Genomic DNA, 14435 nt, shown 5'->3' with positions numbered 1-14435 from the left:
TTAAAATTCTTTCATTTTTAAGATGTATAACGAGTTTCGCTCGTTGAGCGACCTACTTTCTTTTGCTTGCTCAAAAGAAAGTAGGCAAAGAAAAAAGCACCCGATCAACCCGCTTTTTCCTCATTCCAATAAAATTTTCTTAACAAAAAGTAAGCCTGATGTTCGCTTCGCTCTCGCTCGGCGTTACTTTTCTAAAAATTTTATCTCCATTCGGGCGGTTTGGACGGGGATTTTTACTCCCTTTCACTTTATTATCTGCTTTACAAAAGCGGTAAAAGTTACCTTGTTTTGCAGATAATATTGCTTTTATAGTTTTACTTCCATTTGGGCAATTTTTAGCCCAATTCTCTTGCGCCTTGGTTATCTACTTTACAAACGTGGACGAAGCCTTCGTTGTTTTGTAGATAATGATTTTCCAAATAAGTGGCCACTTTGCTGGAGGTGTTTAAATCTGGTGCGATGGCGAACATTGTTGGGCCTGAGCCTGAAATGCCAGAAGCCAGTGCGCCAAGATCGCGTACTGCTTGTTTAACTTCAGCGAAGTTTGGCAATAATGCTTCACGATAAGGTTCTGCAATCACGTCTTTCATCATATAGGCGGCCAAAGCTTCTTGTTGCGTGTGGCACGCGTGAACAAAACTACCTAAATGACGGCCGTGTGTAATTACATCTTGACGCGTGTAGCTCTTCGGCAAAATCGCTCGTGCTTCTGAGGTAGAAACCTCAATACCTGGGTATGCCAACACCCAATACCAGTTATCAAAAAATGGCAACTGCTGACAAATATTGCCGAGCGATTGTACCATTAATTGCACGCCACCTAAATAACAAGGGGCGACGTTGTCATAATGGATTGAACCAGAAATCCGCCCCTCCAATTCGCCCATCATTTCTAATAATTCCATTTTGGAAAACGGTTCATCGTGGAATTTGTTTAATGCAACTAATGCTGCCACAATAGAGCAAGCACTTGAGCCAAGCCCTGAGCCAATCGGCATATTTTTTTCGAGCGTGAGGCGGAGAGGCTTCACCTTAACGCCACGCAATTTTAACCGTTCACTGAACAGAACGTAGGCTTGATAGACGATATTTTTTTGTGGTTCTTTGGGTAATTTACGCACAAAATAACCCGCACTTTCTAGCTCAAAGCCTTGGCTGATTGCCTCCACTTGCACCACATCGCCCAATAATGAGCCATCAATTGGGGACACCGCCGCCCCCAATGTATCAAAGCCCACGCTGATATTCGCACTAGATGCAGGGGCGTAAATTCGTAACATAAATGCTCCTTAATTATGTAATGTTCTTAAAATATCGGCGAAGATCCCTGCCGCAGTTACCGCATTTCCTGCTCCATAACCACGCAATAATAATGGAATTGGCTGATAGTAGCGAGTGTAGAATGCTAAGGCATTTTCACCGTTTTTCACTTTATACAGTGGATTATCTTGCCCGACTTCTACAATCGACACTTTGCATTTGCCGTTTTCAATTTGTCCAACATAACGCAGTACTTTGCCCTCTGCTTTCGCTTTTTCCACGCGAGCTTTAAATTCTGCATCAAGCTGTGGCAACATCGCCATAAACTCGCTGACTGATTTGCCCTCTGCGAAACCTTTTGGCAGCACGCCCTCCACTTCCACATCACTTAATTCGAGTTGTAATCCCACCTCACGGGCTAAAATTAACAACTTGCGTGCCACATCTTGCCCAGACAGATCATCACGAGGATCAGGTTCAGTAAAGCCTTTTTCCCGTGCCAGCGTGGTAACTTCTGAAAGCGATAAACCTTCTTCCAATTTGCCAAAAATAAAGGAAAGTGAGCCTGATAAGATCCCGCTGAAGCGGATTAACTCGTCCCCTGCGGCAAGCAAATTTTGCAAGTTCTCAATTACTGGCAATCCCGCCCCCACATTGGTTTCATATAAGAATTTGTGTTGGCTTTGACGGGCATTTTCACGCAATAAATTATAGTAAGCGAGTTCACGCGTGTTGGCTTTTTTATTTGGCGTAACCACGTGGAAGCCCTCACTTAACGCACGGGCATACAAGCCTGCAACACTTTCCGCCGAGGTGCAATCCACAAACACAGGATTAACAACGTGGTGCAATTTAATGAAAGAAAGTAGCACATCAAAATCCGATGGTTGAGTGGCGTTTTCTAAATCCTCCTGCCAGTGATCGAGATTTAACCCGTTCTCATCTAACAGCATTTTATTCGAATTTGCTATCGCACAAACTCGAATTTCAATGTCCTTCTTTGCGAGGTAATCCCGCTGATTTTTCACTTGCTCGATCAACTCACCACCAACACCACCGACTCCAACGAGAAAAATATCCACCACTTTTTTGTTATTAAAAAGGGCTTGGTGCGTTGCTTTCACCGCTTCAATGGCTTTATTTTGTGGCACTACAGCAGAAATAGAACGTTCGGAAGAACCTTGTGCAATCGCCACAATGCTGATATTCGCCTGTGCTAATGCGGAGAAGAAATGGGCGGCAATCCCTTTCGCTTGACGCATTCCCTCACCCACTACAGAAATAATAGAAAGATCTTTGATAACTTCAATAGCTTCTAAATCTTGATTTTTCAACTCCTGAGCAAATTCAGCTTCTAATGCATTTTTTGCCACTTCTGCCGCTTTCACAGGCACACAGAAGCTAATGCTATATTCTGAAGAGGATTGGGTAATCAAAATCACGGAAACGCCCGCTTTCGACATTGTTGAAAACACACGCGCCGCCATTCCCACCATACCTTGCATTCCCGGCCCCGAAACGTTAAACATCGCCAAATTATCTAAATTGGTAATGCCTTTTACTTGGAGCTGTTCTGATTGGGAATGGCTATCAATAATCGTACCTTTCGCCTCAGGATTGCCCGTATTTTTAATTAAACAAGGAATATTCGCTTGCACCAATGGTCCAATGGTGCGAGGGTGAATCACTTTCGCCCCGAAATAAGACAGCTCCATCGCTTCACGATAAGACAGGCTTGGCAATAAGCGTGCATCAGGCACAAGGCGTGGGTCACAGGTGAACACACCGTCCACATCGGTCCAAATTTCACACACGGAGGCATTTAAACAGGCAGCAAGGCACGCGGCGGAATAATCTGAACCATTACGCCCGAGTAAAACAAGTTCCCCTTTCTCATTGCCCGCAGTAAAGCCTGCCATTAACACTACATTTTTCGGCGGAATGCTTGCTGCATCAATGCGTTTGGTGGATTCTTCAATATCCACCGAAGATTCTAAATACCCACCCTGAGCCAATAATTTTTCCACAGGATTAATCAGGGTAACTTGGTAGCCACGGGCTTCAAACCAGGCTTTCATCATTGCGATAGACAATTTTTCCCCGCGACAATCAATGGTCGCTTTCACCGCGTCATCTAACACGCCTTTAGCACGAATTTCTGCTAATAATTCTGCAATTTGGGCAAATTCTGCGTCAATCAGGGCTTTTGTTCCTGCGAGATCAAAATTTTCATTTTCTGCATATAAGCCATTAATAATGGTATAGAAAATTTCAAGTGCTTGATTAAAATCGGTATCAGTTGGTAGGTTTTGGCTTGCTTTTTCAGAAAGGGCGACAAGATAATTGGTGATCTTAGCGGGGGCAGATAACACACCCGCTGCTTGCTCTTCTAAATGGGCTTTTTCGATCAGCCGTGCCGCTTGTGAAAAACGTTCTGGATTTGCCAGCGAAGTGCCACCAAATTTTAAAACACGCATAGAAATCTCCTAAATATAATGTTGTGAATATAAAAAATCCTTATAAAAAAACCCGCACTTTATAATGCGGGTTTTCTGTGATCCTGTTTTTAACGCACTAACCCGCCCCATTCATCGTAATGGTAATAATGGTGGTGGTAATCATTGCGATTGTGCGTTGCATTGTGCTTCAATTTCCTTACAAAAATGAGTGCTGTTAGAAATACCGAAATTTTAACGGCTTGTCAAACAGAAAATGAATAATATAGAATAAATTTCTGTATTTTTTCCAAATTAATAAAAATAGGTCATCATTCAATGGATATTCAACAAAATCTGCAACAGGTTCAGCAACAAATTCAACAAGCCTGCCAACAGGCCAATCGCACTATTTCAGAGGTTAGCCTGCTGGCGGTGAGCAAAACCAAGTCCGTTGAGGCTATTTTGCACGCCTACCAAGCAGGGCAACGGCAATTTGGCGAAAACTATGTGCAAGAAGGCGTGGAGAAAATTCAGCATTTTGAAGGGCAAAACGTAGATTTGGAATGGCATTTTATCGGGCCGCTGCAGTCGAACAAAAGCCGTTTAGTGGCGGAGCATTTTGATTGGATGCAAACCCTCGATCGTGCCAAGATTGCCGATCGTCTTAATGATCAGCGTCCCCATTACAAAAAACCGTTGAATGTGCTGATTCAAATTAATATTAGCGATGAAAGCAGTAAATCAGGTATTCAACCTGCGGAAATGCTGGATTTGGCAAAACACATCAAAAATCTACCGCACTTATGTTTGCGTGGGTTAATGGCAATTCCCGCGCCAACAGATGATATTCATCAGCAAAAACAAGCCTTTATGCAAATGCAGCAGCTTTTCGAGCAGCTTCAACGCGCGCTACCTGAATGCCAAATTGACACCCTTTCAATGGGAATGTCGAACGATTTAACTGCCGCCATTGAATGTGGTTCAACAATGGTTCGCATTGGCACGGCGATTTTCGGCGCAAGGGACTATAGCAAATAAGTGAAATTTACGACAAAACTCTGTAATGCTTTTTCCCCCTAATTATGGCATAATGCCTACAATTTTTTGCTGATTGGAGATGATTATGCGAATTTTACATACAATGTTACGCGTGGGCGATTTAGATCGCTCGATTAAATTTTATCAAGATGTGTTAGGAATGCGTTTATTGCGTACCAGCGAAAATCCAGAATATAAATATACCCTTGCTTTTTTAGGTTATGATGATGAAGACAAAGCTTCGGTGCTTGAACTAACCTACAACTGGGGCGTACACGAATACGATCTAGGCAATGCTTACGGGCATATCGCTATTGGGGTGGATGATATTTATGCCACTTGTGAAGCGGTTCGCCAAGCGGGTGGAAAAGTTACCCGCGAACCGGGCCCAGTAAAAGGCGGCAAAACAGTCATTGCCTTTGTGGAAGATCCTGATGGCTACAAAATCGAATTTATCGAAAACAAAAATGCACAAGCCGGATTAGGCAACTAAGTTAAAATAAACGGTTAAAAAGTGCGGTGGAAATTTTCGCAAATTTTACACCGCACTTTTTATCTCACCTTTGATCTGATAGTCCATAATGTTATGACAACAAGCGAACCAATTAATTATAATTTGCTGAAAAACCGCTTTCGTGGCTACTTGCCCGTGATTATTGATGTAGAAACCGCAGGCTTTAACGCAAAAACTGATGCGTTACTCGAAATCGCTGCTATTACGGTAAAAATGGACGAAAATGGGTTCTTATTGCCCGATCAAAAGTGCCATTTTCATATTCAACCTTTTGAAGGGGCGAATATCAATCCTGATTCTCTCAAATTTAACGGCATTGATATTGATAACCCCTTGCGCGGTGCGATTTCAGAAAATATCGCCATTAGCGAATTATTCAAAATGGTGCGTCAGGCGCAAAAACAAGCGGAATGCCAACGTTCCATTATCGTGGCGCATAATGCCACTTTCGACCAAAGTTTCTTAATGGCGGCGGCTGAGCGCGTGCAAGCCAAACGCAATCCATTCCACCCTTTTGGAATGTTTGACACCGCCACATTAAGCGGATTTATGTTCGGTCAAACGGTACTGGTGAAAGCCTGCCAAGCGGCGAACATTCCTTTTGATCATAAACAAGCGCATTCCGCTTTATATGATACAGAACGCACCGCAGAATTATTCTGTTATATGGTAAATCATCTCAAACAATTAGGTGGTTTTCCCCATCAAATAACAGAATAAGTGCGGTAATTTTTTTATAAATTTTCTTTTTCTCTTAAATAAGGACAATGCAATGTTACTTTCCAATCCTGTTGTGATTTCTATCATTGTATTGCTTGCGTTAAGTTTATTGCGCATTAACGTGGTGATTGCTTTGATCATTTCCGCGCTAACCGCAGGCTTATGCAGCAATTTAACAATGAGCGAAACCATTCAAACCTTTACGGGTGGCTTAGGCGGCGGCGCTGAAGTGGCGATGAACTACGCGATTTTAGGTGCATTTGCTGTGGCGATTTCTAAATCAGGCATTACCGATTTGCTTGCTTTCAAAGTGATCCAAAAACTCGGCCATTCGCCAAACGGTCTTTCAATGGCAACGTTTAAATATTTCATCTTGGCGGTGTTGGTGATTTTCTCCATTTCATCACAAAACTTATTGCCTGTGCATATCGCCTTTATTCCTATTGTGATCCCACCACTGCTCGCCATTTTCAATAAATTGAAAATTGACCGCCGTGCGGTGGCTTGTGTGCTAACCTTTGGTTTAACTGCCACCTATATGCTCTTGCCTGTTGGCTTTGGGAAAATCTTTATCGAAAGCATTTTAGTGAAAAACATCAACCAAGTGGGCGAACCACTGGGTTTACACACCAGCGTAGGCGAAGTATCGCTCGCGATGGCCTTGCCTGTGATTGGAATGATTTTAGGCTTACTCACTGCCGTGTTCATCACCTATCGCAAACCAAGAAAATATGCGGTTTCAGACAACAACCTTAGCACGCAAGAAATTGAACAGCATATTGCGAACATCAAACCGTTCCACGTTATCGCTAGCATTGTTGCGATTGTGGTTACTTTCGGTTTACAACTTTTCACTGATTCCACCATTATCGGCGGCTTAGCGGGCTTAATCATTTTCGCAGTCTGTGGCATTTTCAAATTGAAAGAAAGTAACGACATTTTCCAACAAGGCTTACGCTTAATGGCGATGATCGGCTTTGTAATGATCGCCGCTTCAGGCTTCGCTGCGGTAATCAATGCCACGGGCGGCGTTACCCAATTAGTGGACACATTCAGCCAAGGCTTAGGCGCTGACAACAAAGGCTTGGCCGCATTATTAATGTTAATTGTGGGCTTGTTTATCACAATGGGGATCGGTTCGTCTTTCTCTACGGTACCAATCATCACCTCAATTTATGTGCCACTATGTTTAACCCTTGGATTTAGCCCATTAGCCACGGTTTCTATCGTAGGCGTGGCCGCCGCACTCGGTGATGCAGGCTCCCCTGCTTCCGACTCCACGCTCGGCCCAACATCAGGCTTGAATATGGACGGCAAACACGATCACATTTGGGATTCTGTCGTACCCACCTTTATTCACTACAACATTCCATTAATTATTTTCGGCTGGTTGGCTGCAATGTATTTATAAGCAATGTTAGATAGAAGATAGACAGAAAAAGGGCATCACAAGTGATCTGCACCCCAAAAGTTGGACTAAACAACCAACTGATTAAGGTGCAGATTTTTTATGACTAAATATACTCAACGTTTCAAACAACAAGTGCTCGACTTTTATCATCAAAATGGAAAAAACCGTTCGCTTACTCGCCAGTATTTTCAGCTTCCCCAAAGAACGTTAGCACGTTGGATTGCGAAATTTAATCATAATGGAATCAATGGATTAGCAGTGTTAGGTAAAAAACGATATTATTCTGTTGAGTTTAAATTAAAGGTTATTCAAGCTATCAAAAAAGGCCAGTGCTCCGCTGAAGCCGCCTGCTTTCGCTTTGATATCCCCAGTTCAGGGATAATTAGTCAATGGTTGCAACGCTTTGAAAAACAAGGTATAGATGGGTTATTACTCAAACCTAAAGGTCGTCCAAGTATGAAACTCAACTCACCTAAAATGCCACCAACGCCCAAAACAGAAGAAGAACGCTTGCGTTACCGAATTTTGGAATTAGAAGCGGAGAATGCAATGCTAAAAAAGTTGCAGGAACTCAACCAACAAAAAATGCAGAAAAAGCCGTCATCGTAAATGCCTTACGCTCGCATTTCCCGTTGGAATTGTTACTCAGGCTAATCGGATTGGCACGCAGTTCGTTCTTTTATCATCTCAAGCCAAAGTCGGATAAAAATGTAGCGATTTCACAGAAAATAGAGGAAATTTATCGCAAAAATGACGAAAATTATGGTTATCGTCGAATTACCTTGGAATTAAGGAAATACTTGATTATCAACCACAAAAGGGTGCAAGCGATAATGCAACGTTTGGGGTTAAAAGGAAAAAGTAAGCAGAGAAAATATCGTTCTTACCAAGGCAAAGTGGGACAAATTGCCGATAATCTGTTGCAACGGGATTTTACGGCAACGATGCCGAATGAGAAGTGGGTAACGGATATCACCGAGTTCAAATGTGCGGAAGGCAAAGTGTATTTATCACCGATTAAAGACTTGTTTAATAACGAAATTATTGCTTATGATGTGGCGAGAAGTCCGAATTTTGAGCAGATAACCAGAATGTTGACCCAGGCGGTGAACCGATTAGCGGGGGAAAACCGATACTGCATTCCGACCAAGGATGGCAGTATCAAATGATGGGTTATCGGGAGATATTGAAAAAACACGGTATGACGCAAAGTATGTCGAGAAAAGGTAATTGCCTTGATAATGGTGCGATGGAAAGCTTTTTCGGGCGATTGAAGACGGAATGTTACTTTGGCAAGCGGTTTGAAACCTTTGAACAGCTTGAAAAAGTGATTCACGAGTACATTCATTACTACAACAATGAGCGTATTCAAGTGAAGCTCAAAGGACTAAGCCCTGTGGAATACAGAACTCAGTCCTTGAATTAAAATTAAATTAGAATATAGTCTAACTTTTTGGGGGCAGATCACAAGATGTCCTTTTTTATGCGATAATTTCCGCGCTACCCAATCTCACTCAATCAATATTGAACGGAAAAATGAACAAAACTCAACTCATTCAAGCGTTACGCCAAAAAATTTCGCAATGTTATCAGCAATATCCAATGTCTGATACAGAAAAAATTTATGCAAAATTTGACCGCACTTTATTTAGTGAAGATTTCCAGCTATTCAAATTTTATCGCACCGAATTAGACAGCACCCTTGCTCAAATAGCACGTTTGCAAGAAAACGAACAGGCTCAATGTCAATTTTATAGCGAAAAACTGCTTGCCCAATTGCAAGCCCTGCTAGATGCGATAAAACAACAGAAATCAAGAAAAACAACGCAGCATAATCCCCAAAAAGTGCCACTCACCGCAAAGGATAAGCAGCAACACGCCATTCATCGCCTGCCGCCAAGGGAGCGCTTAGAGAAATATTACGAAGCCCTACAAGCCTTAAATGCAAAAATTGAGCAACAACAAGATCAGTATTTTCAAGCCCAAGAAGAATTGGAAAAACAACGGCTACAACAGCTCATCGCACACACCCAACAACGCCGCGCACGCTGTTTGGAAGCCATTGAATTATTGGAAGGATATTTAGCTTTAGAACAGTCGCAAAAGAATGACAAATAGCTCAAATGCTAACAATGATTGAATATAAAAAAACGCTTTCTCATGATCTGCCCCCAAAAAGTTAGACTATATTCTAATTTAATTTTAATTCAAGGACTGAGTTCTGTATTCCACAGGGCTTAGTCCTTTGAGCTTCACTTGAATACGCTCATTGTTGTAGTAATGAATGTACTCGTGAATCACTTTTTCAAGCTGTTCAAAGGTTTCAAACCGCTTGCCAAAGTAACATTCCGTCTTCAATCGCCCGAAAAAGCTTTCCATCGCACCATTATCAAGGCAATTACCTTTTCTCGACATACTTTGCGTCATACCGTGTTTTTTCAATATCTCCCGATAACCCATCATTTGATACTGCCATCCTTGGTCGGAATGCAGTATCGGTTTTCCCCCGCTAATCGGTTCACCGCCTGGGTCAACATTCTGGTTATCTGCTCAAAATTCGGACTTCTCGCCACATCATAAGCAATAATTTCGTTATTAAACAAGTCTTTAATCGGTGATAAATACACTTTGCCTTCCGCACATTTGAACTCGGTGATATCCGTTACCCACTTCTCATTCGGCATCGTTGCCGTAAAATCCCGTTGCAACAGATTATCGGCAATTTGTCCCACTTTGCCTTGGTAAGAACGATATTTTCTCTGCTTACTTTTTCCTTTTAACCCCAAACGTTGCATTATCGCTTGCACCCTTTTGTGGTTGATAATCAAGTATTTCCTTAATTCCAAGGTAATTCGACGATAACCATAATTTTCGTCATTTTTGCGATAAATTTCCTCTATTTTCTGTGAAATCGCTACATTTTTATCCGACTTTGGCTTGAGATGATAAAAGAACGAACTGCGTGCCAATCCGATTAGCCTGAGTAACAATTCCAACGGGAAATGCGAGCGTAAGGCATTTACGATGACGGCTTTTTCTGCATTTTTTGTTGGTTGAGTTCCTGCAACTTTTTTAGCATTGCATTCTCCGCTTCTAATTCCAAAATTCGGTAACGCAAGCGTTCTTCTTCTGTTTTGGGCGTTGGTGGCATTTTAGGTGAGTTGAGTTTCATACTTGGACGACCTTTAGGTTTGAGTAATAACCCATCTATACCTTGTTTTTCAAAGCGTTGCAACCATTGACTAATTATCCCTGAACTGGGGATATCAAAGCGAAAGCAGGCGGCTTCAGCGGAGCACTGGCCTTTTTTGATAGCTTGAATAACCTTTAATTTAAACTCAACAGAATAATATCGTTTTTTACCTAACACTGCTAATCCATTGATTCCATTATGATTAAATTTCGCAATCCAACGTGCTAACGTTCTTTGGGGAAGCTGAAAATACTGGCGAGTAAGCGAACGGTTTTTTCCATTTTGATGATAAAAGTCGAGCACTTGTTGTTTGAAACGTTGAGTATATTTAGTCATAAAAAATCTGCACCTTAATCAGTTGGTTGTTTAGTCCAACTTTTGGGGTGCAGATCATCACTGAAAGCGTTTTTTATTATTTTGGCTTGGTTTATTTTGTATAACGTCTAAACACCAATGTTGCGTTTGTGCCGCCGAAGCCAAAGCTGTTTGACATTACGGTATTTAAGCCCGCATTTTCTTTGGTTTCTGTTACGATGTTCATTCCTTCCGCTTGTGGATCGAGGGTTTCGATGTTAATGCTTGGGGCGATGAAATCGTTGTCTAACATTAGTAAGGTGTAAATGGCTTCGTGTGCGCCAGCCGCACCTAGTGAATGGCCTGTCATTGATTTAGTTGATGAAATGGCTGGTTTTTGATCACCGAAAACATTTTTGATCGCACCTAATTCTTTCACATCACCCACTGGCGTTGAAGTGCCGTGTACGTTGATGTAATCGATAGGGGTATCTACTGTTGCCATTGCTTGTTTCATACAACGTTCTGCACCTTCACCGCTCGGTGCAACCATATCATAACCATCGGAAGTAGCGCCATAGCCTACGATTTCCGCATAGATTTTTGCACCACGCGCAAGGGCGTGTTCTAATTCTTCAACCACAACCACAGCACCGCCGCCTGCAATTACGAAACCATCACGGTTTGCGTCATAAGCGCGCGAAGCTTTTTCTGGGGTGTCGTTATATTTGGTGGAAACCGCGCCCATTGCGTCAAATTCGGTGGCACATTCCCACGATAATTCTTCTGCACCGCCGGCAAAAACAATGTCTTGTTTGCCCAATTGAATTAATTCTAAAGCGTGGCCGATACAATGTGCAGAAGTGGCACAAGCGGAGCTGATACTATAATTCACGCCACGGATTTTGTAAGGGGTAGCTAAACAAGCTGATACACTTGATGCCATCGTTTTGGTTACCGCATAAGGGCCAACGGCTTTCACGCCACGCGGGCCACGCACAGCATCACAAGCGATAAGCTGATTGTGTGCAGAACCTGTACCAGCACCAATCACCAAACCGGTGCGATCGTTAGACACTTGTTCTTCTGTTAAGCCTGCGTCTTCAATGGCTTCTTTCATTGAAAGATAAGCATAAGCCGCCGCATCGCCCATAAAGCGATAAACTTTACGATCAATCAATTCTGAAGGTGTAATTTTGAGCGTACCTGCGATATGGCTACGCATACCCATTTCCACAAATTCTGGCACTAATTCAATGCCTGATTTACCCGCTTTTAATGAAGCTAATACTTCTTCTTTATTGTTACCAATACTGGAAATGACACCGAAACCAGTAATCACCGCTCTTCTCATAGATTATTCCTTTTGAGTTGAAAGAGTAAAAAATACAGTCGGTCGCTAACTTACTACGAAATGAAAATATTGCAAGCATTTCTTTGAAGGTTCGACCAATCCCGAAAATTTCGCTATTATAGCAAACTCGAATAGCACAACAAAGATGCCAGCAAAGATGTTTAAACTTAATCACGCAGAGATCTATTTTAATCAAGAAAACACGCCCGTTTCCCACCAATTTGATGATGTCTATTTTTCCAACCAAGACGGTTTGGCGGAAAGTCGTTATGTGTTTCAGCAGGGAAATGCGCTGTGGGAACGTTGGCATCAGTTTAACCAAGGGCATTTTGTGATTGCCGAAACTGGCTTTGGCACAGGGCTGAATTTTTTTGCTGTTACCCAACTTTTTCGTCAGTTTCGCCAAGCCAATCCGCATAGCCCGCTGAAACGTTTGTTTTTTATTTCTTTTGAAAAATATCCGCTCAATCCAACACAACTAGCCCAAACTCATCAGCCTTATCCTGAATTTGCCGATTTAAGCACGCAACTTTGTCGCCATTGGCAGCCGATGATCACAGGTTGCCAGCGTTTTCATTTTGCCGAAACCACGTTGGATATTTGGTTTGGTGAGATTGCTGAAAGCCTGCCACAACTGGGTGATTATATGCAAAATCGTATTGATGCGTGGTTTTTAGATGGCTTTTCGCCGAGCAAAAATCCGCAAATGTGGAACGAGCAGCTTTACAACGCAATGTTTGATTATTGCAAACCTAACGGCACATTTGCCACTTTCACCGCCGCAAGTGCGGTGCGAAAAGGGCTAGAAAATGCAGGATTTAGCGTACATAAACGCAAAGGCTACGGCAAAAAGCGTGAATGTTTAGCGGGTGTAAAACTCGAAAACTCCACAAAAAATCACCGCACTTTCGCAATGTTCACCCCTTGGTATTTGCCTCAATCTGCTCAAATAAATGAAGCACAAGACATCGCCATTATCGGTGGCGGCATAGCGTCTGCCTTTACCGCACTTTCTTTATTGCAACGTGGCGCGAATATCACGCTTTATTGTGAAGATGAGCAAACCGCACTCAACGCATCAGGCAACAAGCAAGGGGCATTTTATCCACAGCTGAGCGATGATGACGAGCGTAACATTCGTTTTTATATTCACGCGTTTTTATACGGGCAACAGCAACTGCATTGGGTGATTGAGCAAGGTATTGAATTTGAACGAGATTTTTGCGGCGTAGCGCTCTGCGCTTATGATCATAAAAGTGCGGTGAAATTAGACAAAATTTCTCACTTAGATCTACCCGAGGCCTTATTTCAACGCCTTTCTCAAGCGGAATTGAGCGAGAAAGTCGGTTTGCCACTGCCTTGCGATGGGGCATTTATTCCGCAAGGCGCTTGGCTTGCACCTCGTCAATTCGTACAAAATTTATTTGACTATTTGCAAAAGCGTGGCGTAACGATAAAAACTTCGCAAAAAATCACCGCACTTTCTCAACAAGGCGAAGGCTGGAGGCTGACTAATTCACAGGGTGAAACTTTTTTTCATCACATTGCCATTATTGCTAACGGGCATAAGCTCAAAGACTTTAGCCAAACCGCACAACTGCCTGTTTACCCCGTGCGTGGGCAAGTGAGCCAAATTCCCACCACCGCACAGCTAAAACACCTTAAGGCGGTGCTCTGCTATGACGGTTATCTCACCCCAGCGGATCAAACCCAAACTAGCCATTGCATTGGAGCAAGCCACGTTCGTGATAATCAAGATCGTCAATTTAGCCAACAAGAACAGCAAGAAAATCAGCACAAAATTCAGCAAAATCTTTCGGGTGTAGAATGGGTGAATGAGATTGATACCTCGGGCAACTTGGCGCGTGTCGGTGTACGTTGCTCCGTGCGCGATCGCATTCCTATGGTGGGCAACGTGCCAAATTTCGCACAGCAAGTAGAAGACTATAAAAATCTCTTTAATCTACGCCGCCGCAAACAGCCTATTCCGCCTGCGGCGATTCATCACAATCTTTATTTAATCGGCGCGTTAGGCTCAAGGGGATTAACGTCTGCGCCTTTGCTTGGCGAAGTGCTGGCTTCATTAATTTATGGCGAACCTTTGCCGTTAAGTGAAGATATTTTGCATCAGCTCAGCCCAAATCGCAGCTGGATAAGAAAATTGCTGAAAGGCACGCCGATAGCATAAACAAAAAGGCGAACATTAAGTTCGC

At 42.7% G+C, this 14435-nt stretch carries 9 protein-coding genes and 2 pseudogenes; 7 read left to right on the top strand and 4 right to left on the bottom strand.

Annotated elements, in window-relative coordinates; translation table 11 throughout:
* Positions 1 to 335: 335 nt before the first annotated feature.
* Together thrB and thrA are read right to left on the bottom strand one after the other, a co-directional pair.
* A complete protein-coding gene (thrB, locus tag ELZ61_RS05240; RefSeq protein ID WP_126371957.1) occupies positions 336 to 1280 on the bottom strand; it encodes a homoserine kinase in 945 nt (314 codons plus the stop codon).
* A 9-nt stretch (positions 1281 to 1289) separates the two neighbouring features.
* Positions 1290 to 3737: a bifunctional aspartate kinase/homoserine dehydrogenase I gene (thrA, locus tag ELZ61_RS05235; RefSeq protein WP_126371955.1), complete on the bottom strand. Its 2448-nt coding sequence runs from the start codon at positions 3735 to 3737 to the stop codon at positions 1290 to 1292.
* A 297-nt stretch (positions 3738 to 4034) separates the two neighbouring features.
* Here thrA and ELZ61_RS05230 point away from each other — a divergent pair, with 297 nt between their 5' ends.
* The 6 genes and pseudogenes from ELZ61_RS05230 (at position 4035) to priC (ending at position 9499) form a co-directional block, all read left to right on the top strand.
* The gene (locus ELZ61_RS05230; RefSeq protein ID WP_126371953.1) at positions 4035 to 4736 is read left to right on the top strand and encodes a YggS family pyridoxal phosphate-dependent enzyme; all 702 of its coding nucleotides are present in this window, start codon (positions 4035 to 4037) and stop codon (positions 4734 to 4736) included.
* Between the two features lie 85 nt (positions 4737 to 4821).
* Positions 4822 to 5229 (top strand): lactoylglutathione lyase, encoded by a 408-nt coding sequence (gloA, locus tag ELZ61_RS05225; protein WP_103852751.1) that lies wholly within the window; start codon positions 4822 to 4824, stop codon positions 5227 to 5229.
* Between the two features lie 93 nt (positions 5230 to 5322).
* On the top strand, positions 5323 to 5970 hold the full coding sequence (gene rnt, locus ELZ61_RS05220; RefSeq protein ID WP_103855821.1) for a ribonuclease T: 648 nt from the start codon (positions 5323 to 5325) through the stop codon (positions 5968 to 5970).
* A 52-nt stretch (positions 5971 to 6022) separates the two neighbouring features.
* Positions 6023 to 7381: a Na+/H+ antiporter family protein gene (locus ELZ61_RS05215; RefSeq protein ID WP_126371951.1), complete on the top strand. Its 1359-nt coding sequence runs from the start codon at positions 6023 to 6025 to the stop codon at positions 7379 to 7381.
* Between the two features lie 99 nt (positions 7382 to 7480).
* Positions 7481 to 8807: pseudogene (locus ELZ61_RS05210) on the top strand (IS3 family transposase).
* A 110-nt stretch (positions 8808 to 8917) separates the two neighbouring features.
* Complete coding sequence (priC, locus tag ELZ61_RS05205) at positions 8918 to 9499, top strand: primosomal replication protein PriC (RefSeq protein ID WP_126371948.1); 582 nt, start codon at positions 8918 to 8920, stop codon at positions 9497 to 9499.
* Positions 9500 to 9583: 84 nt separating this feature from the next.
* On the opposite strand, the pseudogene ELZ61_RS05200 reads toward priC, so the two are convergent.
* Positions 9584 to 10910: pseudogene (locus ELZ61_RS05200) on the bottom strand (IS3 family transposase).
* 91 nt (positions 10911 to 11001) lie between these two features.
* Entirely contained in the window at positions 11002 to 12222 is a 1221-nt protein-coding gene (fabB, locus tag ELZ61_RS05195; RefSeq protein WP_103852754.1) for a beta-ketoacyl-ACP synthase I, read from the bottom strand.
* A gap of 157 nt (positions 12223 to 12379) precedes the next feature.
* Between fabB and mnmC the strand changes: the two genes are divergently transcribed.
* Positions 12380 to 14410 (top strand): bifunctional tRNA (5-methylaminomethyl-2-thiouridine)(34)-methyltransferase MnmC2/FAD-dependent 5-carboxymethylaminomethyl-2-thiouridine(34) oxidoreductase MnmC1, encoded by a 2031-nt coding sequence (mnmC, locus tag ELZ61_RS05190; protein ID WP_126371946.1) that lies wholly within the window; start codon positions 12380 to 12382, stop codon positions 14408 to 14410.
* Positions 14411 to 14435: the final 25 nt, after the last annotated feature.

Origin of the sequence: Avibacterium volantium, assembly GCF_900635775.1 — a bacterium.
Lineage (GTDB): Bacteria > Pseudomonadota > Gammaproteobacteria > Enterobacterales > Pasteurellaceae > Avibacterium > Avibacterium volantium.
Note: the sequence above shows the minus strand (reverse complement) of the source record. Positions and strands in the feature narration are given on the sequence as shown.